This is a genomic window from Actinoplanes couchii, assembly GCF_016862075.1.
Taxonomy (GTDB): Bacteria; Actinomycetota; Actinomycetes; order Mycobacteriales; family Micromonosporaceae; genus Actinoplanes; species Actinoplanes couchii.
Genome location: NZ_BOMG01000014.1, coordinates 103,048 through 129,659, shown reverse-complemented (window position 1 = coordinate 129,659; position 26,612 = coordinate 103,048). Strand labels below are relative to the sequence as shown.

Here is a 26,612-nt window from a genome sequence, read left to right as displayed (position 1 = left end):
ACCGCTCTAAACCCCGGGAGCGCGCACCATGTTCCGCCTCATCCAGCTGCACACCGAAGCCGGCCTGCCACGCATCGGCGTCGACCCGGACGGCTACGTCAGCGCCCGCGCCGCACTGGCCCAGTACCGGACCGCCCCGGCCACCTACTTCGCCGTCGGGCGCTTCGACCACGAGGGCACCCTCACCGAAGTCATCCTCGACCCGATCTGCGGACTCGACGGCGCCTGCCAGCGGCCCGCCTCCGTCGTCCACTCCAAGACCTACGAGCGCCTCTGCGAGCGCTGCGCCTCCGGCCTCGACGTGCTCACCGTGCCCCAGCTGGCCCGCCGCCTCGGCATCGCCTGCCGCCTCGCCCCGTCGGTCGCCCGCTTCCGGCAGACCACCCTCAGCGGCCTGCGCGCGCCCTCCGGCAACCGGATCGCCCGCGAATTCCCCGACCACGTCCACGACCCGATGTGGCGCCAGGAACTCTGCATGAGCCTGCTGCAGAGCCCCACCGCCCTGAACGGCCTGCTCATCGGCGTCGGCGCGCTCAGCCACCGCCAGGTCCTCGACCTCTACCCGGTGCTCTGCGCGCTCGGCGACGAACTCCCCGAGGCCATCCGCGCCGACCTCTCCCGGGCCACCGCACGGGCACTCTCCCCGGCCGGGGTCGCCGGTCTGCGTCTCGGTCTGCGAAACCTTTAGACCATATTCTTGTACGAGCCGGGGACAGCGCCGTGGCCACACCGCGAGGCCGGCGGCGCACCGGACCGCTGCGCGACCGCCGGGAGTGGGCCGGTGGTCACCGTTCAGGCAACCCGACCCTCAGGATCGTGCCGATGCCGCGGCACGATCCGCAGTTCGAGACGTAGGCCTCACCGCCCCGGATCGCCAGGCCGCCCGGATCGGTCAGGCCCGCCGACAGCACCACCGTCCGGGCGCCGCCGCCGTCCACCCGCAGCAGCGCCCCGGACTCCAGCACGTACAGCCGGCCCTCCGGTGACCAGGCCAGATCCACGATCCGGGTGAAGCCGCCCGCCCACACCTGCGGCTCGTGCCCCGGCACCACCCGCCAGATCCGGGCCCGCTCCCCCACGTACCAGGCGCCGTCCGGCCCCTCGGCCACCGACGACACCGCCCGGCCCGGGAACGTGGCCACCGTCCGGACCCGGCCGCGCGCGGTGATCAGCAGCAGCGCGCTCCCGGTGGCGTCCACCACCAGACGGCCCCGGTCCACGGCCAGCACCGCGACCAGATCGCGGTCCGAATCGCCGACGTGGATCAGGTCACCGTCGGCGCCGACCGCCACGTCGGCCACCCCGGACGCGTGGTCGCCGGTCACCGGGGCGGTCGACGGCAACCGCGACACCACACGCCACTGATGGCCGAAATCGACCACGCTGACCGCACCCGACGGGCCGTCACAGATCCGGTCACCGGCCGGCCCCGGACGGCACGCCGTGTCACCGCCCCGGCCGGCCTCGGCCACGTAGAGCTCCCCGCGCGGGCCGAACGCCATCCCGCGCGGGTTGTCCAGTCCCCGCGCCACGACGCGGGCGCCCGGTCCGCCGTACCGGAAATCGCCCGGCTCCGGAACGACCGGCACCGTGACCGCCGTGAGAGAGACGCAGAACAGCGACCAGCCGGCCACCCACATGATCAACCAAACCCCCCGTGCAGCTGACCCCCTCCAGTCTCCGGTCCCGGGGCGCGGTCCGGGCCGCCGAGTCCCTGATCCGACCCGGTACCTTCAGCGCATGACGCGCTCCTTCCCCGGCCTGGTCACCCGCGCCCGGGGGCTGTCCGACGACGGGCGGCGGGCCGTGCTCGGCATCGCCGGGCCACCCGCCGCGGGCAAGACCACCCTGGCCGGTGAGCTGGTCGCCGCGCTGGCCGCCGATCCCCCGCCGGGCCTCGGCCCGGACTGGGTGGCGCACGTGCCGATGGACGGTTTCCACCTGGCCGACGTCGAGCTGGACCGGCTCGGGCTGCGCGACCGCAAGGGCGCCCCGGACACCTTCGACGCCCTCGGCTACGCGGCCCTGCTGCGCCGGCTGCTCGACGACCGGGACGAGATGATCTACGCGCCCGGGTTCGAGCGGGTCCTGGAACAACCGATCGCCGGGGCCATCGGAGTGCCCCGCACCGCCCGGCTGATCGTCACCGAGGGGAACTACCTGCTGCTCGCCGAGCCGCGCTGGGCGGCGGTGCGCACACTGCTGACCGAGGTCTGGTACACCGACCTGGAACGCGGCGAGCGGCTGCGCCGGCTGATCGACAGGCACGTCCGGTTCGGCAAGACGCCGGATGCGGCGGTGGCCTGGGCGACCGGCACCGACGAGCGCAACGCGGAGCTGATCGTCGCCACCATGTCCCGGGCCGACCTGATCGTCTCTCTCTGAGCCCTGTGTCCTGCGTCTCTCCCGCACCACATCCGGTACTTCGCGGGTGGCATGCTTGGACTCATGTCGGTGGGTGAGACGGTCGATACCGAGCCGCGCAGGCGGGGTCCGCGCGTGGCCCGGTTCGGCGCCGTTCTGGTCGTGGTGATCGCGCTGTTGTTCGGGGTGCCGTGGGCGACCCTGGTCTGGTCCGGCAACGACTGGCCGCTGCCGGCCTTCGTCGCCGGCACGCTGCTGTTCGTGGCCGTCGCCGGGGGTTTCCCGTGGCTGATGTTCCGCGGTCACGGCGCCCACCGCGACCGCGAGTCGCGGATCGCCGACACGCTGCTCGGCGTGGCCTGGGTGCTGTTCGTCTGGTCGATCATCGGCCAGGTCCTGGGCCTGCTGCTGCTCGCCGCCGGCGTGGCGGACCCGGTCCGCTCCCGCGTGGTGTCCGCGTTCGTCGTGGTCGTCTCGGCGGTCCTGCTGGCGTGGGGCCACCACGAGGCGATGCGGGTGTCCCGGGTCCGGCGGGTCGACGTGACCATCCCCCGCCTGGGTAAGGGGCTGGACGGTCTGACCGTCGCCCTGATCACCGACACCCACTACGGGCCGATCAACCGCGCCGCCTGGTCGCGGGGCGTCACCGAGGTGGTCAACTCGCTGGACGCCGACATCGTCGCCCACACCGGTGACATCGCCGACGGCCTGGTGTCCCAGCGCCTGGAGATGGCCGCCCCGCTGGGCGACATCCGGGCCCGTTTCGCCAGGGTCTACGTGACCGGCAACCACGAGTACCACAGCGGCGCCCAGGGCTGGGTCGAGCACATGGAGCACCTGGGCTGGGAGACCCTGCACAACCGCCACGTGCTGGTGACCCGCGGCGGCGACACCCTGATCGTGGCCGGCGTCGACGACCGCACCGCCGGCGGCTCCGGCCTGCCCGGCCACCGCACCGACCACGAGGCGGCCCTGTCCGGCACCGACCCCGACCTTCCGGTCCTGCTGCTGGCCCATCAGCCCCAGCAGATCAAGGACGCGGTGACCCACGGCATCGATTTGCAGCTGTCCGGCCACACCCATGGCGGCCAGATGTGGCCCTTCCACTACCTGGTCCTGACCGACCAGCCCTCCCTGCAGGGCCTGTCCCGCCACTCCGACCGCACCCAGCTCTACACGAGCCGCGGCACCGGCTTCTGGGGCCCACCGTTCCGGATCTTCGCCCCCAGCGAAATCACCCTGCTGACCCTGCACGCCCCGAACTGAGCCCACCCCACCCACCGCCGCCCTGCTGCATCCCGGCGCACCCACCGCCGTCTTGCTGCATCTCGGCACGCCCGCCGCCTTGCTGTATCTCGGCGCCCTGCTCCATCGCGGCGCATCCATCGCCGCTCCGCTCTACCTTCGGCGCGCCCGCCGCCTTGCTCCATCCCTGCGCGCTCATCGCCGCCCTGCTCTACCTTCGGCGCGCCCGGCCTTCGTTCCACCCCTGCTTGACCTCACCCCGTGTTGTTCGGCCTTTCCCGACTCACTGCCGATGTCACGTGCCGAACGCGTCTCGACCTCTGCGGCATTCACGTCTCCGCTCGCCGGCTCAACTGCTTGAGTTCGAAAACCTTCCGCATTCGAACCAACTCCGAGAGAAGCCGGTCTCTGTCGCGTCTTCGCCGACTCGGTCTGTCGGATGTCTTCGCGTTTTCCGGTTCGCCGGGGACCGGCGCGGACATTTCCGTGGCAGGGACGTGCGCCGCACGGCGAGCCTTGGACGGTTCGGCCCGGCCGGCGGAGTTGTCCGTGGCCCCGGTCCCTGGTGTTGTCCGTGGCCCCAGCTCCCGGTGTTGTCCGCAGACCCGACTCCTGGTGTTGTTCGCGAGCCTCGACCCTCAAGTTTGTCCGCGGACCCGGCCTCTGCTGTTGTCCGTGGGCCGGACCGCCGCTGATTGGTGAGGGCTGATGCCGTGAGGGATCGCTGTGGCTTCCAGCGCCGGTGATCAGGGTGGTGAGCGTGCTTCGCTTGCCGAAACCGAAACCGAAACCGAAGCCAGAACCGGAGCCGAAGCCAGAGCCGGAGCCGGTGATGGGGAAGGGGGATGGCGCCGGGGATGGGATGGCGCCGGAGCCGGGGATAGGGATAGGGATAGGGATGGCGCCGGAGCCGGGTGGGGTGGGTTCCCGGCGGGGCCTTTTTCGGCACTTCGGGGGCAGGTCGGGGGCCTGCGCGTCTCGATACGTGGGCTGTTGAGGGTGATGGTGGGCACATCGTGTCCGGATCATGCCCTGGCGTTACGTTCGGTGGTGGATTTGCCGGGAATAAACCTGTTGAGCGGGGCTCTGGGAGCCGAGCAGGATGGGGTCACCGCCTGTCTCCCCCAACGCCATTCGAGGACTCTGCCATGCGTCTGCTCCGCGATTTGTGGGCCACGAGCCGAAGTCGCACCACACTCGTCGCCTTTCTGATCGTCATCGGTGCGGCCGGGTCGGCGGGGTCGTTGGCCCTGGCCGGGCCGGTTCTGGTCGATCGGTCGGTGCCCCTGTTCACGGTGCTGGCGGTGGCTCTGGTCGCTGCGGTGCTCAGTGACGTCGTCGTCGGGCTGGTGGTGGCGCGGCTGACCGCGGACTGGACGGCCCGGGTCCGCCGCCGGCTCAACCGGGTGGCGTTCGGCCAGGACATCCCCACCCTGGAGAACACCCCGGTCGGCGAGCTGCTCGACCGCATCGACTCGGATGTCTACCAGGTGGGTTCCGAGCTGCGCGGGGCCGGCATCCGGCTGGCCCAGTCGGCTGCCCTGGCGGTGCTGTCGATCGTCACCACGTTCTTCGTCTGGTGGCCGGCCGCGATCGCGATGATCGCCGTCGGCCTGCTGCTGTTCGTGGTGATGAACAAACCGGTCCAGCGGATCGGCCCGATCCGGATCGCCGAGGAGGAGGCCTGGTCCGACCTCGCCGCGGTGATGGAGGAGGCGATCCACGGGCAGGACGATGTGCGCACGAGCCTGGCCGCGCCGTACGTGCGGAAGCTCTACGCCGAACGGGCCGCCGAGGTGCTGCGCCGGGGCCGCCGGGTGTGGCGCGGTGCTTCGAAGATCACCATGACGGCCGGTGCGATCACCCGTGGCCTGATCGCGCTGCTGGTGCTGGCCGGCGCGTGGGCGCTGCTCACCGGCAACATCGACGGCGCCCGGCTGACCGCGGTGTGGCTGCTGGCCCTCGGTTTCGGCGGCACCCTGGAGCAGCTGACCCGGATGGTCCCCGAGTTGCAGAACGCGCTCGGGGCGTGGGGCCGGGTGCTGCTGTTGAGTGACGTACCGCAGGAGAGGTCCGAGGGTGTGGCCCCGGCCGACGGTGACCTGGTGGTGCGGAATCTGACGTTCCGTTACGGCGAGGCCGACAGCGGGCGGCCGCCGGCGTTGAGCGATGTGAGCGTCACGTTCGCCCGCGGCCGGTCCTACGCGCTGATCGGCCGGACCGGTTCCGGCAAGTCCACCCTGGCCAAGGTGCTGACCCGGGCGGTCGACGTGCCGGACGGCACGGTGTTCCTCGGGGACAGCGACATCAACGCGATCGAGGTGGAGGGCCTGCGCCGGTGGACGGCGATCGTCCCGCAGCGCACCGAGATCCTGTCCGGCACCCTCGCCGAGAATATCGCGCTGTTCGACGAGACGCTGCTGCCCCGGGCCGGTGACGCGGTCCGTGAGCTGGGCTTGACCGCCTGGGTGGAGGGCCTGCCGGACGGCATCGACACCAAGCTGGGTGACGGCGGCTACAAGCTGTCCGCCGGTCAGGAGCAGTTGGTGGCGTTCGCCCGGATCCTGGTCCGCGACCCGCAGGTGGTGATCCTGGACGAGGCCACCGCCCGGATGGACCCGGTGACCGAGTCGTGGGTGCAGCGGGCCACCGACCGGCTGCTCGAGGGCCGGATCGGTGTGATCGTGGCGCACCGGCTCTCCTCGGTGCAGCGCTGCGACGAGGTGGTGGTCCTGGCCGACGGCGTGGTGCTGGAGTCGGGTCCGCTGCGCGAGTCGCAACGGTTCGCCGAGCTGATGGCGAGCAGCAACCTGTCGGTGCCGGCCACCCCGCAGCCCCAGGGCGGTGTGCTGGTGGCCGAGAGCGACGACTGGGATGCCGCGATGCGCGACGAGCTGGGCCAGGACGCGCTGTCGAACCCGCTGGTGACGGTGGATCCGCCGCCGCTGCCCGAGGCTCCGAAGGCCCGGACGATGCGGGAGATCCTGCGGCTGGCGATGAACGACAAACGGTACGGGCTGGCCGCGTGCGGGTTCTTCCTGCTGCTGGTGCTGCTCGGTTTCGACGGCGCGATCCTGCCGCTGCTGTGGACGAACGTGGTCGACGGCATCGGCAATCCGCTGTACCCGGCTCTCGGCATCGCGGTGGCCCTGCTGGCGCTGGTCCCGTCGCTCTACTTCACCGGGGCGTGGTTCCCTGAGTGGTGGGTGCGGCAGATGCTGCGGATCAGCCTGCGCCTGGTGCACGGGCAGATCGGCCCGCGCCGGGTCAGCAAGCACACTCCGGCCGAGGTGGTCGCCCAGGGCGGTGACACCGAGCGGGTGGTGATGCTGGCCGACAACCTGATCGACAACACCGTGGCGATGTTCGCGCTGGTGTCGATGACGGTGTTCTCCCAGTCGCTGGTGCCGGGCCTGTTCTTCATCGGCACGATGCTGCTGTCCGGTCTGGCGGCGACGCTGTTCGGCCCGCGGCTGGAGAAGGCGGCGCGGCGGACGGTGGCGGCCCGGGCGGCGTTCGCCACGTCGCTGGTGTCGTCGTTGTCGGCGGCCCGCACGGTGAAGCTGGCCGGGGCGACCCGTCCGGTGCTGGCGCATCTGGCCTCGCTCGACGCGACCCGCAGTGAACTGCAGCGGCGGGAGATCGCGATCCAGGTGTGGGCCCGGTCCACGCCGTCGGTCGCGAGTGGTCTGCTGCCGATCGCGGCCTGGGGGATGTACCTGAACGGGCAGCTGTCCCCGGCGGCGACCCTGATCGCGGTGTCGGTGCTGGGTTCGGCCCGCTGGTTCGCGTGGACCACGGCGTCGCTGGTGTCGAACTTCCCGTCGGCCCGGGTGTGGACGATGCGGACGGCGGCGATGACCGGCTCCGCGGAGTACTCGACCGACGTCCCGGGGGTCGACCTGACCGCCGGGACAGCGCCGGCGCCGACGACCGCGCCGCGGAACCCGCTGCGCACGCTGGAGCTGTCCGGGTTCAGCGCGGTGCACGAGAACGGCGCTCTCGGTGTCCGGGACGTCGACCTGACCGTCGAGCGCGGGCAGCTGGTGCTGGTGCTGGGCCCGGTCGGGTCCGGCAAGTCGTCGCTGCTGCGGTCGCTGGCCGGGATCGTGCACCACACCGGTGATCTGCGATGGAACGGGGAGCCGGTGAACGAGCCGGAGATGTTCCTGCGGCCCAACCAGGTGGGATACGTGGCGCAGCTGCCGCGGGTGCTGTCCGGGACGGTGGCCGACAACATCCAGCTCGGGCATCAGGTGGACGCGGCCGGGGCGGTGTCGGTGGCCCAGCTGGAGCACGACCTGGCCAACGCCGGCGGTGGTCTGCAGCTGATGATCGGGCACAAGGGCACCCGGCTGTCCGGCGGTCAGCTGCAGCGGCTGGCGCTGGCCCGGGCGCTGGCGCCGCGGACCGAGCTGCTGATCGCCGACGACGTCTCGTCCGCGCTGGACGTGACCACCGAGCTGGCGCTGTGGCAGGCGCTGCGGTCGCACGGGGTGACGGTGGTCGGTTCGACGTCGAAACGGGCGGCGCTGGCACAGGCCGACCGGGTGGTGGTCCTGATCGGCGGCCGCGCCGAGGACCAGGGCACCTGGGACGAGCTGTCCGGCCGGTGGGGTCATCTGGCCGGTTGATCCGCGGGTTGCCGCCGTTCCATAGGATCCGGTGACCGGCGCCGAAAGGTGACCGGTCACCGGCACCGGTCACCGGTAGGGAACCAGGCGCCGGCCCGCGGCGGTCACCGATTCGAGGAGCCTTCCATCGACGCGTTTCTCCTGCTGAAACCGGACTGCCTGCGCCTGGGGCTGACCGGTCACGTGGAGCGTGTGGTGGAGGCGGCCGGTCTGCGGGTCGACGGCCGGTTCGGGGTCACCCTCACTCCGGCGGATGTGCGGGCGCTCTGGGCCGAGTATGACGACGCGGGCCACCGGTTGACGCTCGCGTTCCTGGATCGCTATCTGACGACGGCGCCGTCCGAGGTGCTGCTGGTCAGCGGGCCGGACGCGTTCGAGGCGGCCCGGCGGGTGAAGCGGAAGATCCGGGGCATGTTCGCGAACGGCCCCTACGCGAACGTGGTCCACGCCGCCGAGCAACGCGACGAGCTGACCCGGCAACGCGCACACTTGGTCAACGCCACCGAGAAACTCGCGGGCAAGGAGAAATCCGGTGGCGAGGAGAAATCCGTTGGCGAGGAAAAACCCGAGGGCAAGGAGAAATCCGGCGGCACCGGGAATTCAGCAGACGAGGGGAACCCGCCGGGAAAGGGAAAGGTAGAGCCCGGCGGCAGCGGGAAAGCCGCGAACGGGACGGTTGCGCGGCGGCCGCCGGGGGACGTGCCGTTCGATGTGACCGCCGTGGTGGGTGAGGTGTGGCCGCTGATTCAGGGGATTCCGGCGGATCCGGGGCCGGTTCGGCTGGACGACGGTGAGCGGGCCGTCTTTCTGGCTCCGGATCGTGAGCACACCCTGGACTCGACGGTCACCGCGCTGTGTCACGCCCTGCCCGGCACCCCGGCCCGGCAGATCGTGCTGCTGGCACTGCACGCGGGTTTCTCCGGCGGCGAGGCGATCGCGATCGGGAGCCGGTCCGCGGTGCGCCGTGGTGTGCGGGCGCTGCGGGAGCGGGGCATCCGCAACTGCTGGACGGACCGGTGGCAGCCGCCGACGACACCCGCTCCCCGTTTCGTCTCAGTCCCGCTGGAGCCGCTCGGCTAGCCAGGCGACCGCCAGCGGATAACGGTGGTCCATGCCGCCGTGTTTGCCGGGGAACAGTTCGAAGGCGATCTTCTCCTGCGGTACGCCGACCCGCAGCAGCCCGTCCTTGAACGCTTCGGCGCCCAGGTCGAGGAACCATTCGTCACTGGTCCCGGCGTCGATCCAGACGGCCCGCAGCGAGCGCATCTGATCGGCGTACCTGTCGATCATCCGGATCGGATCCCACTCCAGCCAGCGTTCCCACACCTCGGGCCGGATCTGCCCGGACCGCGGGTCGAACGGCAGGCGCGGGGTGCCGTCGGGGTCGGCGGAGAACGCCGCGGTGCAGCCGAGCACCAGGACGAGGAGCATGTCCTCTTCCTTGGTGAACGCGATCCGGGACTGGAAGTCCTTCCAGTACGCCAGGATGTCGTGGTCGTAGGACCGCAGCGCCCGGGCCGCCTTGCCGAATTCGCTGAGGTAGCAGTATTCGTACAGCGCGTCGCCGGCGTGGGTGGCGAGTGCCCCGAACAGGTCGGGCCGCAGCATCGGCGTGATCATCGCGCCGAAGCCGCCGGACGACTTGCCGGTGATGGCCCGGGACTCCCGGTCCGGGATGGTCCGGTAATGCCGGTCGACGTAGGGGACGACCTCGTCGCAGAGGTAGGTGTGGTAATTCCCGGTGCCGGGCGAGTCGACGAACTGGGAGCCCCCGTAGGCGGTCCACGCGTCGACGTAGACGATCACGCACGGCGGCGCCTCGCCACTGGCGAAGACCTGGTCGGCGGTCTCGATGAAGGGTTTCCGGAACGGCTGCCGGTTGGCCCAGGCGGTGACCTGACCGGAGTAGCCCTGGATCACGTAGATGCTCGGGTACCGCTGGTCGCCCTGCTCGTACCCGGGCGGGGTGTAGACCCAGAGGGGCCGCTCGTGGGGGTCGCCGAGCGGGTTGCCGCGCAGCACCCGCGAATCGATCGTGTCGTGGTGCAGGGTGCCGGCGAGTTCGGTGGTCCATATCGACATGGGGAAGAGTCAACTATCTTTTCCGGATGTCCGCACCCAGGTTGGCTTGGCTCGACGCGCTGCGCGCCGTCGCTGTCCTCCTGGTGCTCTACGCCCATCTGACCCGGCTGGTCTTCACCGATCTGCGCGCGGTCACCGGCGAGTGGCTGCACGCGGGGCCCGCCGGGGTGATGCTGTTCTTCCTGGTCAGCGGCTACATCATCCCGGCCTCGCTGGAGCGGCACGGGGATCTGCGCCGGTTCTGGTCGAGCCGGGCGCGCCGTCTGCTGCCGCTCTATCTGGCGGTCGGCGCGGTCCTGGTGCTGACCGGCACGCCGGTGGACGGGCCGGGCCTGCTGGGTCACGTGATCATGCTGCCGTTCCTGACCGGTGTGCCGTTGATCACCGCCGTCTTCTGGACGCTCTCGTTCGAGATGGCTTTCTACCTTCTGGTCACAGGCCTTTTTGCGGTACGGGTGACGAGCTCGTCGTGGCCCGCGGTGATCCTGGCGCTGGCCGGTGCGCTCACCGCCCCGCTGGTGCCGCTGCGGCTGGGCCAGGTCCCGGTGATCACCACGGTCCTGCTGGTGCTGGGGCTGGCCGGTGTGCTGTCCCGCCGGCGCTGGGCGGAGGTGGCCGGCGGCCTGCTGGTGGGCGTACTGACGCTGACGCTGTTGACCTTGAACATGGATCCGGCACACACCCGGGACGGTCTGCTGATCGTGGCGGTGATGTTCGCCGGCACCGAGATCCACCGCGCCGACCACGGCCGGATCCCGTGGTGGCGGGCCGGTGCGGTGCTCGCGGTGGTGGCGTCCTGCCTGCTGGCGGTCTGGCTGCGGGAGCTGGCCGACCTGGACGCGCTGACGCCCCGCTACGTCACCCGCTCGGTGATCACGCTGCTGGTGATCGGCGGCGGTTTCGCCCTGGGCATGCGGCTGCGGCACCGGCCGGTCCCGGCGTGGCTGTCCCGGATCGGCGTGCTCAGCTATTCGATCTACCTGGTCCACTACGTGGTGCTGGAGCTGACCCGCCCGCTGCTGTCCTCTTCGGTCCCCGATCCGCTGCTCGCCGCCGGTTACCTGACCATGGTCCTCGGCGTGTCCTGGGCCACCCACCGCTGGATCGAGACACCAGGCCAGCGTCTATGGTCGGCGGATGCCGGAAAGCACCCCCACCTGGCGGACAGTCGACGGTGACGTCGTCCACGGCCTGCAGCGCCTGATCTACACCAGTGAGTACGACGCGATCAGGAAGGTCCACCGGTACCGCCTGGAGCATCTGCGGTACTTCGCCGATGGCCGGGTGAGCTGGGGGTACGGTTCCGGCACCGACCTGGCCGGGCTCCGTGCCGCCCTGGCCGACGGGACACTCGTGCTGCGCCCGCCCGAGGGGACCGAGGTGTTCGTCCCGGGTCTCGGCCCGGTCACCATCGGCCCGGCCGAGCAGCGGTGGACCGCCGAGATGCTGCTCGGTGACCTCGCCGACGAACTGGACCGGCTCAACGACCGGCCCGACTCGTCGCACCGCGCCTACACCGCGTTCGTCGACTACGCCGAGGAGCCCACGCCGGTGCTGCTCGAAGCGGCGCGCGCCGCCTACCTGGCGATTCCCGAGCACCGCCGGATCTTCTTCCTCGGGGACATGGACCAGAACGACGTACCGGCAAGGGTTCTGCTGGCGGCGGACGGCGACCGGATCGCCGCGCGCGCCCACGGCCGGACCCTGGTGGTGTCACCGAAGAAGCGGGACTGGGCCCTGGACTATTTCCGCCGGGAGCGGCCCGCGCTCGAACGGTGGGAGGCGCGCCGGACCGCCGACGGGCCGGAGATCGCGGCGGCGGCCCCGGTGACGTTCGGCCGGCGGCACTGGCCGAACGGGTGGCCGGCCGACCCCGGGGTCGAGGTGCTGCAGAACGGGTACCCGGCGGCGGTCGTCCACGACGGACGTGAGTACCGCAGTGTGGAGCACGCCTACTGGGCGCTGTCGACGGACGATCCGGCGTGGCACGACCGGATCGCCGCGGCCGACCGGGGTCACGACGCCCGGACGGCCGGGATGGAGGCGCCCCGCCGTCCGGACTGGGCCGAACGGCGGCTCGCGGTGATGCTGGAGCTGCTCCGGGACAAGTACCGGCGGAACCCCGCGGTGGCGGCGGTGCTGCTGGGGACCGGTGACGCGCGGTTGCTCGCCGGGGATGCGGAGTCCCGGTACTGGTCGGTGTCCGGGCAGGAGGGCACCAACTGGGTGGGCCGGCTGCTGGAGGTGGCCCGTTCGGAACTCGCCGCGGACGCGGTCAGAGATTCGCGGCCAGCCAGTTGAGCGCCTCGTCCTGCATCTCGGCGGTGAAGACGTGGCCGAGTCCGGGCCAGGTCTTCGTCCGCAGGTTGCGGGACGACCGCTGCGCGGCCCAGACCCTTTCCATCTTCCGGTACGCCACGGCGACACCCGCCGCGGTGAACAGTGGATCCAGCTCGCCGCCCATGACGAACATCGGTCGCGGGGCGGCCAGGCTCGCCACGTCCGGGATGTCCAGGTGCCGGTAGAGGCCGGGATGCAGCATGTAGAACGCCGACTGCCCGCGCAGCGTGTTGTTGCCGGGCACCATCATCTCCTTCAGACCGGTCATCCAGCAGACCGAGACGGTGGCGGCGATGTGGTCGGAGAGGGCTGCCACCTGCCACGCGCGGTAACCGCCCATCGAGAAACCGACGGCCGCGATCCGGCGGGCGTCCACCTCCGGCAGGGCCGCCAGCAGCGCCGCGGCCCGGACGTCCTCGCGGGCCATCAACCCGGCCGGTGACGAGCCCAGGTGGAACAGGTTGCTGGCCAGGGCCTGCTGGTTCTCGTAGGTGAGGCCGCCGCGGTCACCCCAGCCGAGGGCGTCGACGGCCAGGACCACGTAACCCCGGGCGGCCAGCTGGTCGCCGACGAACCGGCCGCTGAAATACCTGGCCGACCAGGCGGTGGCCGAGGCGAGGCGGGTTTCGTCGTACCACGGCTGGATCAGCTTTTCCTTGCCGATGTCGAAGCGGGCGCCGTGGTCGTGCAGCAGCAGGGCGGCCGGGAACGGGCCAGGGCCGTCCGGGATCAGCATGGTGGCGCGGACGCGGCTGTGCCGGGTGACGTCGAAGACGAGCTGGCGCCGCCGGTAGCCCGGACCGGGCTGCTCGTCGATCACCTCCGGGTCGAAGGCGGTGCGGTCCGGCGGCTGCTGGAGCAGGTCCTCGACGGTGGCGCGGGCCCGGCGTTTCCAGTCCCGGCCACCGGACCGCTGCCAGCCCAGTGGGAAGGTCAGCTCGTCGCGGAGGCGCTCGTAGAAGACCGGCAGGTTGCCGTCGATCACCGACGGGCCCTCGAAGCCGGCGGCCGCCCGCGCACCAGCCAGATGCGGGGCGGCCAGCGCGACCGCGGGTAGGGAGATCACCGAGCGCCGCTTCATGACATTCCTATCTATCGATGGAATGCCGACGCTACCGGTTCTATCGACCCTGCAGCGCCTTGACGTTGTTGCCGAAGGTCCAGGCCTTCGAACCGTCCCAGTTGATGGACCAGGTCATCAGCCCCTTGATGCCGGGGACGCTGTGGTAGGCCTGACTCACCAAGGCGGGCGTCAGGTAGCCACCCCCGGCGCCGGGCTGGGCGGGCAACCCCGGGACCTGCTTGTCGTACGGGATCCGGATGGTCGTGCCCTGGATCGTCAGCCCGTTGTTCAGGCACTGGGTCTGCGCGGTGAACCCGGCGACCGTGCCGGCGTTGTACGTGTCACCGGAGCAGCCGTACATGCTGCCGTTGTAGTACTGCATGTTCAGCCACCACAGCCGGCCGTTGTCCAGGTACTTCTTGATGATCGGCAGGTACGAGCCCCAGATCGAGCCGTAGACCACCGAACCGCCGGTGACGTACGCGGTTTCCGGCGCCATGGTGAGCCCGAAGTTCGACGGCATCGCGGCGAGGACCCCGTCGATGATCCGGATCAGGTTGGCCTGCGACGTCGACAGGGTGGTGATGCTGCCGCTGCCGGTCAGCCCGGTCTCGATGTCGATGTCGATGCCGTCGAAGTGGTACGCCTTCAGAATCGGCACGATCGTCGCCACGAACCTGTCGGCGACCGTACTGGAACTGAGGTCGACGCCCGCGGTGGCGCCGCCGATCGACATCAGGACCGTCGCGCCCTGCGCCTTGGCCGCACAGATCTCGGCGACGGTGGGCACCTTGACCCCGGAGTCCATGCCGTTCTCCCAGAGCACGGTCCCGTCCGGGCGGATCACCGGGAAGGCCGCCATCAGCACGTTGTAGCCGTGCTGGGTGATCCGGGAGTCGTTGATCGGGATCCAGCCCAGGCCCGGGTGCACGCCGTTCGAGGCGCCGTCCCAGTTCTCCCAGTAACCCTGGAGCACCTTGCCGGCCGGTCGCCCCTTGACGCCGCAGCCGGTCGGGTTGGACGGAGACGGTGACGTGGAGGGCGACGGTGACGTGGAGGGCGACGGTGACGGGCTTCCGCCGCCGCCGGTACAGGCCCCCAGCGAGGTCCAGAGTGTCGGGGTGGCCGCCGGATTCCAGCCGGTGCCGGCATAGGCGGTGTGCGTGACGAGCGCCTGATAGAGCGTGGACTGATAGGTGACCTGCTGGCCGGCGGTGTAGCTGACACCTTCGGCCCAGGTCGTCGAGGAACAGGCGACGGCGGCCGCCCCGGTCGGCTGGAATCCCAGCACAGCCCCACTCGCCACCAACACCCCAGCGGCAAGCGACATCAACGAACGTCGAACTCGCATGCCCCCATACTGGCGTTCACAACTGTGAATATCAAGGTGTCTTAACTATTAACGGAAGTCCCAGATAAGCGGCGAACGGTTCCAGCGCCACCGAAGCCTCGGCCAGGTCGAACTCGGCCAGCGGCAGGACCGTCACGGTCACCGCCTTCTTGCCGATCGTTCGTTTCCAGGTGGCCATCACCCGCCCGTCGCGGACCAGGGTGGACTGGAAGACGCCGTTGCCGCCGGGGATGATCGCGGCCACCTGCTCCGGGGTGGCCATCATGGAGCGGTCCTTGTAACCCAGCATGTACTCGTCGAAGCCCGGCAGCGCACGCCAGCCCGTCACCGGCGGCGCGTCCAGCACCTCCGGATCGGCCCACATGTCGCCCACCTGCTGCAATCCGGCAGCGGCCACACCCTTGCGCGCGTCGGCCATCGTCAGGAAGGTCCAGCCGGCGAAGTCCTTGATCGTGGCCGGGCCGTGCGAGCGGAAATAGCGGTGCGCCAGGATCGCCAGGCCCTCGTCGCGGGACGGCGTGTTGCGATCCGTCGCCCACTCGTCGAGCAGGACGAACGTCTGCTCGCTGCCGCGGTTGGGGGCGATCGCCGTGATGCCCTTCTGGCTGGCGTACCAGAGCAGGTGGTAACCGAGTTGGCCGGTGACCGGGACGCCGCCCGCATCGATCGCGGCCACGCACTCCGATCGTGTCAGGCGACCACCGCCGGTGAGGGCCTCGCCGAGGATGTCGGCCGCCCGGTCCGCGTCCCTCTCGGACAGGCCGAGGGTCTCGCGGCGTTTCGCCGCGCCGGCCAGCGCCCGCACGCCGGCCAGCTCCAGCATCCAGTGCGCGTCGGCGGACGGGATCAGGTGGACGGTGCCGCGCATCGGCCAGGTGCGGACCACGTCGCGGCGCTCGGTCGCGGCCACCACCTCGGGCAGGGTCACCCCGGGCAGCCGCGCGCCGAGCGACCACAGCACGCTGTTGAGATCCTGCGCCTGCATCGCGCCGAACCACTCGACGATGCTCGCCACGTCCGGTTTCGAACGAGATCCGAGCAGCAGACTGGTCATCCGGTGGCTCAGGGCCGTGTCGACATCCACGGCCCTAAGCCTAGGTCCTGGGTGGCAGACCCCGCGGGGTCTGCCACCCAGGGCCTGATGTCAGCGGCCGCGCTGGGTCCGGTACCGCTTGATCAGCGCGTTCGTCGACGAGTCGGCGTCGTCGGCCGGGGTCTCCCGGGACGTCAGCTTCGGCGCCAGCTGGTTGGCCATCACCTTGCCGAGCTCCACACCCCACTGGTCGAACGAGTTGATCTCCCAGATCACGCCCTGGGTGAACGTGATGTGCTCGTAGAGCGCCACCAGCTGCCCGAACGTCGCCGGGGTGAGGCTCTCGGCGAGGATCGTGGTGGTCGGGTGGTTGCCCTGCATGACCCGGTGCGGCGCGATCTTCGGGTCGGTGCCCTCGGCCTCGACCTGCTCCAGCGAGCGGCCGAAGGCGAGCGCCCCGGTCTGCGCCAGGAAGTTCGACATCAGCAGGTCGTGCATCTCGCCGATGTCGTGGTTGGGCTTGCTGAAGCCGATGAAGTCCGCCGGGATCAGCTTGGTGCCCTGGTGGATCAGCTGGTAGAAGGCGTGCTGGCCGTTGGTGCCGGGCTCGCCCCAGAAGATCTCACCGGTCTGGAAGGTGGCCGGCTCGCCGCTGATCCGCACCGACTTGCCGTTGCTCTCCATGGTGAGCTGCTGCAGGTAGGCGGCGAAGCGGTGCAGGTACTGCGCGTACGGCAGGACGGCGTGCGACTGGGCGCCGAGGAACGTGTCGTACCAGACGTTGATCAGGCCGAGCAGGGCCGGGATGTTGCGCTCGATCGGCGTGCTGCGGAAGTGCTCGTCGACGGCGTGGTAGCCGGTGAGCATCTCGGCGAAGCGCTCCTTGCCGATCGCGATCAGCACCGACAGGCCGACCGCGGACGGCAGCGAGTAACGCCCGCCGACCCAGTCCCAGAACCCGAACATGTTGTCGGTGTCGATGCCGAAGTCGGCGACCTTCGCCGCGTTGGTGCTGACCGCGACGAAGTGCCTGGCGACCGCCGCCGCGTCCCCGCCGAGACCCTCCAGCAGCCAGGAGCGTGCCTCCTTGGCGTTGGTCAGCGTCTCCTGGGTGGTGAAGGTCTTGGACACCACGATGAACAGGGTGGTGGCCGGGTCCAGGTCGTGGGTCTTCTCGAACAGGTCGGTGGGGTCGATGTTCGAGACGAAACGGCACTCGATGTCGCGCTGGGTGAAATCTTTCAGCGCCTCGTACGCCATCACCGGGCCCAGGTCGGAGCCGCCGATGCCGATGTTGACGATCGTCTTGATGTGCTCGCCGGTGTGGCCCTTCCACTCCCCGGAGCGGACCTTGTCGGCGAACGCGCCCATCTTGTCCAGGACCTGGTGCACGTCGGCGACCACGTCCTGCCCGTCGACGACCAGAGACGCGTCCCGCGGCAGGCGCAGGGCGGTGTGAAGGACGGCGCGGTCCTCGGTGATGTTGATGTGCTCGCCGGAGAACATCGCGCCGATCTTCTCGGTCAGCTTCGCCCGCTGCGCCAGCGCGGTCAGCGCGCTCAGCACCTCGTCGGTGACCAGGTTCTTGCTGTAGTCGACGTAGAGGCCGGCGACCTCGGCGGCGTAGCGCTCACCACGCTGCGGGTCGCTGCCGAACAGGTCGCGCAGGTGCACCGCGGAGAACTTCTCGGCGAGGCCCTGAAGAGTCTGCCACTCGGCACTGTCGGAAACGTGTTCGCTCATCTTTCCCACTCTCGAACCTGGACGACGCACAAATCGTGGCACGATCCGGTGCCCGGCACCTGCGAACCGGCCGCTCGGACGTGTCCTGTCCGCGAGGTTAGTCCCCCGAACGTACCGCCGCCGTCTCGGTGTCCGTCTTCTCACTCCGATGAACCATCCGTACGTCCGACGAAAATGTCGTACCCGTTCTCTACGGTTCCCGGCATGGTTTCCGCGGCGTACTCGTACCTCGGCTCGTCGGCCCTCGACGACAGGCTCACCCTGCAGACCTCCGGTGGGCCGGCGGCTCATCCGCGTTTCTTCGCCGGGTTCCTGACCGACCCCGGGGCGGCTGCCACCGGGCTGCTCGCGGTGGCCGAAGTGGCCCGCACGCGCTATTTCCGGCCGCTGCCGCCGGCCAGCCTGGACCCGGTGGTGACCGCCGGGTCGGACCGGCTGCGGTTCGAGTCGTTCTCCGGGTGCTGCGGGGTCTACGCGCGGATGGACGTGCTGCCCGGCGGGCTGGACGGCGAGATCCTCGCGCACGGCACCACCAACGTGGACGTCAACCTGCCGCTGCAGCGGGCGCTGACCCGGGTCGGGCGCACCGATCCGATGCACGTCGCGGTCGGGCCGGACGACCTGACGGTGACCACGTTCGACGGTGAGCTGGTCGAGCGCAAGGTGCCGTTGCCGTCGCGCTGGCTGCGCGGGTTCGCCGAGGCACAGGTCCTCACCTCCCGGTTCGACGCGCGCGCCGAGATCGGCGTGGCCGAGGCGCGGATGCTGCTCAACCGGCTGCCCGCCAACGACAAATCTGTGCTGTGGGCGGTCCCGGCCGGCCGTTCGCTGCGCTTCACCTCGAGGCCGGTGCCGGGCGCGGTCTGCCTGCCGGGCGCCGGGCGGCTGGCAGCCCTCAAACCCTTCCTGCGGTACGGGGTCCGGCTCACGGTCCACGGCCCGGCAGTCGCGGCCGGGAGTGGCCCGGTGGCCAGCACGTGGGAGCTGAGTTCGCCGACCCTGCGGCTGTCGCTGACGCTGTCCCCGGAGCCGTACCGGGGGTTCTCCGGGGAGGGCGCCGTCCTCGACGCGCTGGTCAGTGACGAGGCGGCCGACGACGCCGATCTGGTCAGCGCCCTGCTCTCGTGGGATCCGACGATCGACGTGGACGCGCTGGCCGTCAGCTCCGGCCTGGGCGCGGCCCGGGTCCGGGACGCGCTCACCCAGCTCGGCACGGCCGGGCGGGTCGGCTACGACGTGGCCGAGGCGGGCTACTTCCACCGCACCCTGCCGTACTCGGCGGAGGTGGTGGAGAAGATGAACCCGCGGCTGGCCGGCGCCCGGGCGCTGGCCGCGGCCGGCGCGGTGACCGACGGCCCCGAGGTGTCGGTGGTGCGCAGCGGCGACGAGATCTACCACGTGCGCGACGCCACCTCCTGCACCTGCCCGTGGTGGGCGAAGTACCGCGGTGAGCGCGGCCCGTGCAAGCACGCCCTGGCGGTGCGGCTGGTCCGGTCCGGCGCGGTTTTCGAGGCCGCGGAGGTGACCGCATGAGCCTGAGCTGGGAGACCCTGGAGGAGCTGGCCGGCCGGGACAACGGCGCCGGGGTCACCGCGCTGCTGCTCGGTGCCACCGAGGCCGAGCGCCTGGCGTTCTTCAAGACGGTCGAGGCCGGGATCAAGGGCGCGGACCCGTCGGACTGGTGGCGGGCCCAGATCCACCCGGCCGGGAGTTACGCCATCGCCGTGGTGGGCACCGCGCCGACCGCGCAGAAAGCGGCGGCGTTGCTCACCCGCCGTGCCCTGCGCGACCACTGGCGCTTCATGCCGCTCGGTTTCCTCACCGACGTCGCCACCGCCCGCGAGGTGGACTGGATGGGCGATCTGGGGCACCGGCTGGCCCAGCGGCTCTCCACCCGGAACGTGTGGGACAGCACCGAGTGGGAATTCGCCGCCGCGATCATCCGGGCCGGCGGGGCGGAGCCGCCGGTCATCGAGGGTGTCGTCAAGGGCTGGCTGGGCCGGCTGATCCGCCCGCGCGGCAAGCGGGTGCCGCCGTTGACGATGCGGATGCGCGACGACCCGTACCTGGACCTGCTCCTGCCCTCGGTGTTCGAGTTCGACGGCCTCGGCGCCGACATCTTCAACACGGCCTGGGGTGACGGCTCCGACAACCCGGGCACCGTCACCCGGTTCCCCGGCGCGGTCGGCGCCCTAGTCGCCGAGGGCCGGCTGGAGCGCAAGACGGTGCTGGCGGCGACGATCGACCGGCTGGCCCGCGGCGACAAACCGAACGCGCTGCGCCCGTTCGTGGTGCTGCACGAGAAGCTGGCGCCCACGGTCGACGAGATCGCCGAGTACGCGCCGGATCATCTCCGTCTGCTGGCCGAGGCGCCCGGCCCGATCGCCGCCCTGGCCCAGAGCATGCTGCGGGCCCTCGACGACGCCGGCCGTCTCGACGTGGACACGCTGCTCGACGTCAGCGCCCCGGTGCTGGTGCGTAAAGAGAAGACCCTGGTCAAGGCGCAGATCACCTGGCTGGAGAAGGTGGCGAAGCGTGACCCGTCGCGGGTGGACGACGTCTACCGGACCCTGGCCGGCGCGTTCGGGCATCCCGCGCTGGACGTCCAGGAGCGCGCCCTGATCATGATCGCCAAGCAGCTGGCCGGGCTCCGGGCGGACACCGTCGCCCTGATCGCCGGCAACTCGGTGCTGCTGGCCGGCGACCTGACCGCCCGGGCCGCCGAGCTGTTCGGCACCACCATGGCCGCCGCCCCGGAGCCGGTGCCCCTGACCGCACTCGAGGTGGCGCCGATGCCACCGCCGATCGCCTCCGCCGCCGAGCTGGCCGAGGAGGTGGTGGTTCTGCTGCACGACCAGACCGGGGTCCGCTGGGAGCGGGTCCTGGCCGCGGTCGTCACCCTGCACGCCCAGGGGCCGCGGGACGAGTTCGCCGCCGCCCTGGCCCCGATCCTTCAGCGGCATTCCGGCTGGTTCGACACCAACCAGTGGAACACCGGTTCGCCGTTCCACGGCCTGGGCACCGCGATCCGGATGGCCACCGATCCGCCCCGGCACGACACCGGCCACCAGCAGCTGCACACCTCGGTGCGGATCGCCTGGCAGGAGGGCCGGCGCGGCGGTGGCAACTCGAAACTGGCCGCCGACCCGACCGGTGTCCTGGCGTTGCGGGCCGCCGAGATCGCGGTGCGGATCAACGGTTCGATGATGCCGATGCTGGTCGCCACCCCCACCCGGGTGAACGGGAGCATCGACCCGGCGGCCCTGCTGGAGCGGCTGTCCCGGGCCGAGGCGGAAGGCTGGCAGCCGTGGTCGTTCGACCTGGAGCAGGCGCTGCTGCGGCTGCCGCGAACCGGCGTCGCCGCCGAGGTCACGGCCGCGGCGGCGGAGCTCACGTCACCGGCCGGGCGGCAGTTCGCGCAGTGGCTGGCCGCCGGTGGGCTGCCCGATCCGGTCAGCGAGCCGTGCGCACAGGTGGGTGAGCGCAACGATGCCGGGGCGTACACGTGGGACGTCCCGGTGCCCCGGCGGATGGGCGCCCGGCTCACCCCGGCCCGAGACGGCGGCCTGCGCCTGGAGCGGCAGCTGCTCACCCATCAGCCGGGCCGGCATCCACGGTGGTCTCCGAACGAGTTCGACGGTGTCGAAGCGGTGCTCGCCATGGTGGTGCCGCACCATCGGGAGGTCGCGGCGGCGTGGGCGCTCGGTGATCTGGGTTCCTTCGCCGACCAGGGGCAGCGTGGTGACGGCAGGTTGCTGCCGCTGCTCGCCGAGTGCACCGGGCCGGTGGGCCCGGGGATGGCGTACGGGCTGGTCTACGGCTTCGGTGCGAAACACGAGCCGGACCGGATCTCGGCCGTGGACGCGTTCCTGACGATGGCCGCCGGTGCGGAGCCGTTCGCGGCGGCGGTGGGTTCGGCGCTGGCCGATCTGTGCGCGGACGGCACGGTCAAACTGTCCCGGGTGACGCTCGGGCTGACCGACGCGTTCCGGGGCGGCGCGGCCACGGCGGTCTGGGAGCTGCTGACCACGGCGCTGCCACCACTGCTGGCGACGAAACTCCGGGCCGTCCCCGACCTGCTGGAGCTCGCCAGCCAGGTGGCGGTCGCCCTGGACATCCGCGCCGAGATCCCCGGCCTGGCCGAGGCGGCGGCGCTGCCCGGCACGTCCCGCCTGGCCCAGGAGTCCCGCCGCCTGCTGGCAATCCTGACCGGCCGGCCCTGACCGCCCCGGGCCGGCCCGGGGCGGACCAAGGCTGGTCGGAGCGGGCCGGGTCGAGCTGTTTTGGGCTGGTTTGGTCAGGTCAGGTCGGGTCGGGTTGGGTTGGGTTGGGTTGGGTCGGGCTGGGTTGGTCGGGTTGGGCTGGCTTGGTCGGGTCGGGGTGAGTTGGTCGAGTCGGGCTGGGTTGGGCTGGGTTGGTCGGGTGGGGTGGCCTGCGCGGCCTCTCCGGTCCTTTCCGGACCGGGCCGGCGGGACTCTCTAGGCTGGCGCCGTGCCTCTGTTGGAGTGGGATGACGAACTGGTGGTGCGGCCCCGGCGGGTGCTCGTGGCGGGAGTCTCCGGGGCCGGGAAGACCACGCTGGCGACGGCTGTCGGGCGGAGCTGGGGGCTGCCCCGGATCGAGTTGGACGCTCTGCACCACGGGGCCGGGTGGCAGCCGCGGGCGGAGTTCGCCGGGGAGGTCGCGACGTTCGCGGGGCGGGCGGAGTGGGTGACCGAGTGGCAGTACACCAGCAAGCTCGGTGACATGCTGCACAGCCGGGCGGACTGTGTGCTGTGGCTGGATCATCCCCGGAGCCTGGTGATGCGGCAGGTCCTCCGGCGCACCGTCCGGCGGCGGGTGCTGCGGGAACAGCTGTGGAACGGGAACGTCGAACCGCCGCTGTGGACGATCCTCACCGATCCGGAGCACGTGGTCCGGTGGTCCTGGCGGACGCACGGTGGGCCGGGTGAACGGGTTCGGGCGCTGCTCGACGAGCGGGGTGCGGACGTGACCGTGGTCCGGCTCCGGGGGCGGCGCCAGGTCGTCGGCTGGGCCGGGCGGAATCTGCCGAACGGGCCGGGCTGAAGCCGGAGCGCCCGGGACAGCTGGTGACGGGCCGGGCCGGATCCAGAACGCCCGGGACAGCCGGTGACGGGCCGGGCCGGATCCAGAACGCCGGGGATGGCCGATGACGGGCCGCTCCTGGCCCGGCGGTCGCGGGGATGCCGGGAGGGGACGCCTGGCTCGCGGGGACGAGGCGGCCGGTGGCCGCTGCGGTTGTGGATCGTTGCGGCGTACCGGAAGAGGGTGTGGATCTTCGGGGTTTGCCTGGCAACGAGGAAGCGCCGCCCGGCAGTGACCGGACGGCGCTTCCTTTACCAGGGGGTGAACAAAGCTTTCGGTGGGTCAGCGGAGCTTCACGTCGAAGATCGGGTTGGCGGCCAGCTTCTGGAAAGCGGCCAGCGACGCGTCGGTGCTGTCGATGCTGATGTCGCGGTCGCCCTGGTCGTCCTTCTTGGTGTCGAAGTGCACGATCGCCTTGATGGCGGGGCGCTTCTTCAGCTCGGCGACCACGTCGGCGTAGACGAAGTCCTTGTCGGTGAGCTTGCCGACGCGGTGGTAGGCGCCCCACTCGGCGACCATGAACGGCTTGCCGGGGTGCTCGGTGGTGGCCCACTCGTAGAAGCCCTTGCCGCCGCCCTTGGGGGCACGGTCCAGCAGGTCGGCGAAGCTGCCGTAGTGGTAGCAGTTCTTCGGCTTCTTCTTGATCGCGGCGCCGGGCTTGGGGCAGTACTTCTCGACCGAGACGTACGAGTCCAGGCCGATCCAGTCGACGACGTCGTCACCGGGGTACAGGTCGCCCCACCAGCTCTTCGCCATCCAGTCCTCGTTGCCCATGTACGCGACGACGTTGATCGCGTTGTCCACGCCCTGGGCGCGCAGGCGCTGGATGGTGTGCCGGTACATCGCGGCGAAGTCCTTCGCCCGCATGCCGTTCGCCGGGTCGGTGTCGACGTCGTTCTCCGGCTCGTGGTTGAGCACGAGGAAGAACTTCTTGCCGAACTTCTTGGCACGGGCGGCGAACGCGTCGATGCGACGGTCCTGCTCGCCGGCGGCGACCGCGGCCCACGTCGAGCGGTAGGCGATCTTCCAGTTCAGGACGAGGGTGCGCGGGTTCTTGTCATCGTTGGTCATCGCGATCTCGGCCTTGGTCGGGAAGACCTCGTCGCCCTTGTGGTACTGGTGGAACAGGGTGGCGGTCCGGCCGGAGGCCTGCTCCCACGACTTCAGGGCCAGGTCGCGCGGGGTGCTGGTGAAGCCACCGGCGGCGCCGCCCCAGAGGACGTTGCAGGACGGGACGAGCTTGGCGTCGGTGACGCACCCGGTCTTCCGCGGAGCGGCCTGGGCGGCCGACGGAACCAGTGCGGCGCTCGCGCCGGCGATCACGGCGGTCAGAGCTGTCAGGTACTTCGGCAGCTTGGCCAGTCGCATTCAGTAACTCCCCCGTGTGTCCGGCGCGTTGTCGGCCGGGCATGTGAAAGAGATTCCAGGGCGCGCGGTGCGAGGCCAGTGCCCGTGCCGGTGCCGCCCGGTTGCGGATTCGAGTGGCCGAAGGGCGGGATCGGGTTGCGCCGGAAGACAACGGTGGGTAATTACAGGTCATGAATTTGATCATCGACGGCCACAACGACCTGCCCATGAGGCTGCGCGAGTGGCACGGGTCGGGCGTGGCCGGGCTCGACCGGGAGCGGCCACCGCTGCACACCGACCTGCCGAGGCTGCGCGCGGGCGGGGTGGGCGGGCAGTTCTGGTCCGTCTTCGTGCCGTCGGACCTGCCCGAGGAGGTGGCGGTCACGCACACCCTGCAGCAGATCGACCTGGTGCACCGGATGGTGGCCGCCTACCCGGACGAGCTGGCGATGGCGTACACGTCGGCGGACGTCGAGTGGGCGCTGGAACGCGGCCGGATCGCGTCGCTGCTCGGGGTCGAGGGCGGGCACTGCCTGGCCGGGTCGACCGGGGTGCTGCGCTCGCTGGCCCGGCTGGGGGTGCGGTACGTGACGCTGACCCACAACCACCACACCTCGTGGGCGGACTCGGCGACCCAGGAGCCGGTGCACGGCGGCCTGACCGCCGAGGGCCGGGCGATCGTCCGGGAGATGCAGCGGGTGGGGGTCCTGGTGGACCTGTCGCACGTCTCCCCGGACACCATGCGGGACGCCCTGGAGGAGGCCGTCGCACCGGTGATCTTCAGTCATTCCGGGGTCCGCGCGGTCACCGACCATCCGCGCAACGTCCCCGACGACGTGCTGGAACTGCTGCCCGACAACGGCGGCGTCCTGATGCTGACGTTCGTGTCGTTCTTCGTGTCCGCGGCGGCCCGCGACTGGCAGCAGGCCGCCGACGCCGAATGGGCCCGGCTCGGCCTGCCCCCGCAGGAGTCCGGCTGGCCGCGCGGCCCGCGCCCGGGCGAACCGGAGTCGCGGGTGCCGGTGTCGGCGGTGGTGGATCCGGCCGCCGAGCCCGCGTTCGCGGCGTGGCTGGCCGCCAACCCGAAGCCGGAGGTGACCGTCGCGCAGGTCGCCGACCACTTCGACCACGCCCGCGAGGTGGCCGGAATCGATCACATAGGTATAGGTGGCGACTTCGACGGCACCCTGGAGATACCCGCCGGCCTGCGCGACGTGTCCGGTTACCCGCGGCTCTTCGCCGAGTTGCAGACCCGCGGCTGGACCGAACGCGACCTGCAGCGCCTGGCCAACCGCAACATCATGCGCGCCCTGCGCGACGCGGAGGAGCAGGCGGAGGAGCACCTCTGGCCGCGCTGACCCGCCCGAAGGGGGCGCCGGCCCCGGCGCCTCCCTCCGTGCCGGCCGACCAGGACGCCAGCAGACGCAGGCCCTCGTGCGAACGTGTGCCGGGCTCGGCGGTCAGGGTGATCAGCTGCTGATCGGGATCGGACGCGTCGGTGAGTGTCGACCAGTCCAGGGTGAGATCGCCGACGGCCGGGTGGCGCAGCGACTTGGCGCCGGCCGTCCGCACCGCCACCCGGTGATCACCCCACCAGCGCCGGAAGTCGGGGTCCAGCACGGACAGCTCCCCGACCAGGGCGGTCAGCCGCGGATCGCCCGGATCCCGGGCGGCCTCCATCCGCAGCTGCGCCACACACGACCGCGCCGTGTAGTCCCAGTCGGTGTACATGGCCCGCACCGCCGGGTCGCGGAAGACGAGCCGGATGAAGTTGCGCTGCTTCTCCGGAACCGCCGCGAAGTCGGTGAACAACGCGGCGGCAAGAGCATTCCAGGCCAACACGTCGGTACGCCGCCCGAGCACCATCGCGGGTGTGCCGGCAAGATCGTCGAGCAGCCGGCGCAGCGGAGCCCGGACCCGCTGCGCGACGTGCCGGCGCGGCTTGCCGCCGTCCTTGCCGGACAGCTCGAACAGGTACGCCCGCTCGTCGTCGTCCAGTCGCAGGGCCCGCGCGATCGCCTCCAGCACCGGCACCGCCGCCACTCGCCGGCCCTGCTCCAGCCGGGTGTAGTAGCCCGGGCTGATCGAGGCCAGCAGCGCCACCTCCTCCCGGCGCAGCCCGGCGACCCGCCGCCGCCCGTCATCGGCGAGCCCGGCCGCCGCCGGGTCCAGCCGCCGGCGCCGGGCCTTGAGGAAATCGCCCAGTTCACTGCTCATGTGATCGAGTCTGGCATCGGTCCCGGCTCGCTGGGTGGGCCAGATCTGTCCCCTTCTCACCTCGGCCGGGGCCGGTGACAGTGAGGT

General features: G+C 71.2%; 19 protein-coding genes. 11 read left to right on the top strand and 8 right to left on the bottom strand.

Annotation, left to right across the window (positions count from 1 at the left end; translation table 11 throughout):
* The first annotated feature begins 28 nt into the window (after positions 1 to 28).
* Positions 29 to 688 (top strand): hypothetical protein, encoded by a 660-nt coding sequence (locus Aco03nite_RS03900; protein ID WP_203793180.1) that lies wholly within the window; start codon positions 29 to 31, stop codon positions 686 to 688.
* A 97-nt stretch (positions 689 to 785) separates the two neighbouring features.
* On the opposite strand, the gene Aco03nite_RS03895 is transcribed toward Aco03nite_RS03900, so the two are convergent.
* A complete protein-coding gene (locus tag Aco03nite_RS03895; RefSeq protein WP_239144896.1) occupies positions 786 to 1,640 on the bottom strand; it encodes a ScyD/ScyE family protein in 855 nt (284 codons plus the stop codon).
* 100 nt (positions 1,641 to 1,740) lie between these two features.
* On the opposite strand from Aco03nite_RS03895, the gene Aco03nite_RS03890 reads away from it, so the two are divergent.
* The 4 genes from Aco03nite_RS03890 to Aco03nite_RS03875 all read left to right on the top strand — a co-directional run bounded on the left by Aco03nite_RS03890 (position 1,741) and on the right by Aco03nite_RS03875 (position 9,323).
* Positions 1,741 to 2,385: a nucleoside/nucleotide kinase family protein gene (locus Aco03nite_RS03890; RefSeq protein ID WP_203793178.1), complete on the top strand. Its 645-nt coding sequence runs from the start codon at positions 1,741 to 1,743 to the stop codon at positions 2,383 to 2,385.
* Between the two features lie 63 nt (positions 2,386 to 2,448).
* Positions 2,449 to 3,630, top strand: a complete 1,182-nt coding sequence (locus Aco03nite_RS03885; RefSeq protein WP_373872567.1) for a metallophosphoesterase — start codon at positions 2,449 to 2,451, stop codon at positions 3,628 to 3,630.
* A gap of 1,127 nt (positions 3,631 to 4,757) precedes the next feature.
* Positions 4,758 to 8,243, top strand: a complete 3,486-nt coding sequence (locus tag Aco03nite_RS03880; RefSeq protein ID WP_203793176.1) for an ABC transporter ATP-binding protein/permease — start codon at positions 4,758 to 4,760, stop codon at positions 8,241 to 8,243.
* Between the two features lie 48 nt (positions 8,244 to 8,291).
* The gene (locus tag Aco03nite_RS03875; protein ID WP_203793175.1) at positions 8,292 to 9,323 is read left to right on the top strand and encodes a nucleoside-diphosphate kinase; all 1,032 of its coding nucleotides are present in this window, start codon (positions 8,292 to 8,294) and stop codon (positions 9,321 to 9,323) included.
* On the opposite strand, the gene Aco03nite_RS03870 is transcribed toward Aco03nite_RS03875, so the two are convergent.
* Entirely contained in the window at positions 9,297 to 10,325 is a 1,029-nt protein-coding gene (locus tag Aco03nite_RS03870; protein WP_203793174.1) for an alpha/beta hydrolase, read from the bottom strand. The two genes, Aco03nite_RS03875 and Aco03nite_RS03870, sit on opposite strands and share 27 nt — an antisense overlap.
* Before the next feature lie 26 nt (positions 10,326 to 10,351).
* On the opposite strand from Aco03nite_RS03870, the gene Aco03nite_RS03865 reads away from it, so the two are divergent.
* Positions 10,352 to 11,503: an acyltransferase family protein gene (locus tag Aco03nite_RS03865; RefSeq protein WP_203793173.1), complete on the top strand. Its 1,152-nt coding sequence runs from the start codon at positions 10,352 to 10,354 to the stop codon at positions 11,501 to 11,503.
* Entirely contained in the window at positions 11,463 to 12,626 is a 1,164-nt protein-coding gene (locus Aco03nite_RS03860; RefSeq protein ID WP_203793172.1) for an NADAR family protein, read from the top strand. The genes Aco03nite_RS03865 and Aco03nite_RS03860 overlap by 41 nt, the downstream gene beginning before the upstream one ends.
* Here Aco03nite_RS03860 and Aco03nite_RS03855 read toward each other — a convergent pair.
* From Aco03nite_RS03855 to pgi, 4 genes are read right to left on the bottom strand one after another with little or no spacing between them, the layout of a single operon-like run.
* Positions 12,601 to 13,746, bottom strand: coding sequence for a dienelactone hydrolase family protein (locus Aco03nite_RS03855; RefSeq protein WP_203793171.1), 1,146 nt, complete (start codon positions 13,744 to 13,746; stop codon positions 12,601 to 12,603). The genes Aco03nite_RS03860 and Aco03nite_RS03855 overlap by 26 nt on opposite strands.
* Positions 13,747 to 13,786: 40 nt before the next feature.
* Complete coding sequence (locus Aco03nite_RS03850) at positions 13,787 to 15,079, bottom strand: carbohydrate-binding protein (RefSeq protein ID WP_203793170.1); 1,293 nt, start codon at positions 15,077 to 15,079, stop codon at positions 13,787 to 13,789.
* Positions 15,080 to 15,110: 31 nt separating this feature from the next.
* Complete coding sequence (locus Aco03nite_RS03845; RefSeq protein WP_307837626.1) at positions 15,111 to 16,163, bottom strand: winged helix DNA-binding domain-containing protein; 1,053 nt, start codon at positions 16,161 to 16,163, stop codon at positions 15,111 to 15,113.
* Positions 16,164 to 16,223: 60 nt separating this feature from the next.
* A complete protein-coding gene (gene pgi / locus Aco03nite_RS03840; protein WP_203793169.1) occupies positions 16,224 to 17,855 on the bottom strand; it encodes a glucose-6-phosphate isomerase in 1,632 nt (543 codons plus the stop codon).
* 204 nt (positions 17,856 to 18,059) lie between these two features.
* Between pgi and Aco03nite_RS03835 the strand changes: the two genes are divergently transcribed.
* The 3 genes from Aco03nite_RS03835 (at position 18,060) to Aco03nite_RS03825 (ending at position 22,922) form a co-directional block, all read left to right on the top strand.
* Complete coding sequence (locus Aco03nite_RS03835; RefSeq protein WP_203793168.1) at positions 18,060 to 19,388, top strand: SWIM zinc finger family protein; 1,329 nt, start codon at positions 18,060 to 18,062, stop codon at positions 19,386 to 19,388.
* The gene (locus tag Aco03nite_RS03830) at positions 19,385 to 22,078 is read left to right on the top strand and encodes a DUF7824 domain-containing protein (protein WP_203793167.1); all 2,694 of its coding nucleotides are present in this window, start codon (positions 19,385 to 19,387) and stop codon (positions 22,076 to 22,078) included. Before Aco03nite_RS03835 ends, Aco03nite_RS03830 begins: the two co-directional genes overlap by 4 nt.
* A 268-nt stretch (positions 22,079 to 22,346) precedes the next feature.
* On the top strand, positions 22,347 to 22,922 hold the full coding sequence (locus tag Aco03nite_RS03825) for a P-loop NTPase family protein (RefSeq protein ID WP_203793212.1): 576 nt from the start codon (positions 22,347 to 22,349) through the stop codon (positions 22,920 to 22,922).
* Positions 22,923 to 23,243: 321 nt separating this feature from the next.
* On the opposite strand, the gene Aco03nite_RS03820 is transcribed toward Aco03nite_RS03825, so the two are convergent.
* Positions 23,244 to 24,329: a glycoside hydrolase family 26 protein gene (locus Aco03nite_RS03820; protein WP_203793166.1), complete on the bottom strand. Its 1,086-nt coding sequence runs from the start codon at positions 24,327 to 24,329 to the stop codon at positions 23,244 to 23,246.
* Positions 24,330 to 24,499: 170 nt separating this feature from the next.
* Here Aco03nite_RS03820 and Aco03nite_RS03815 point away from each other — a divergent pair, with 170 nt between their 5' ends.
* Positions 24,500 to 25,666 (top strand): dipeptidase, encoded by a 1,167-nt coding sequence (locus tag Aco03nite_RS03815; RefSeq protein ID WP_203793165.1) that lies wholly within the window; start codon positions 24,500 to 24,502, stop codon positions 25,664 to 25,666.
* On the opposite strand, the gene Aco03nite_RS03810 is transcribed toward Aco03nite_RS03815, so the two are convergent.
* Positions 25,608 to 26,525 (bottom strand): helix-turn-helix domain-containing protein, encoded by a 918-nt coding sequence (locus Aco03nite_RS03810; protein WP_203793164.1) that lies wholly within the window; start codon positions 26,523 to 26,525, stop codon positions 25,608 to 25,610. The two genes, Aco03nite_RS03815 and Aco03nite_RS03810, sit on opposite strands and share 59 nt — an antisense overlap.
* Positions 26,526 to 26,612 lie beyond the last annotated feature (87 nt).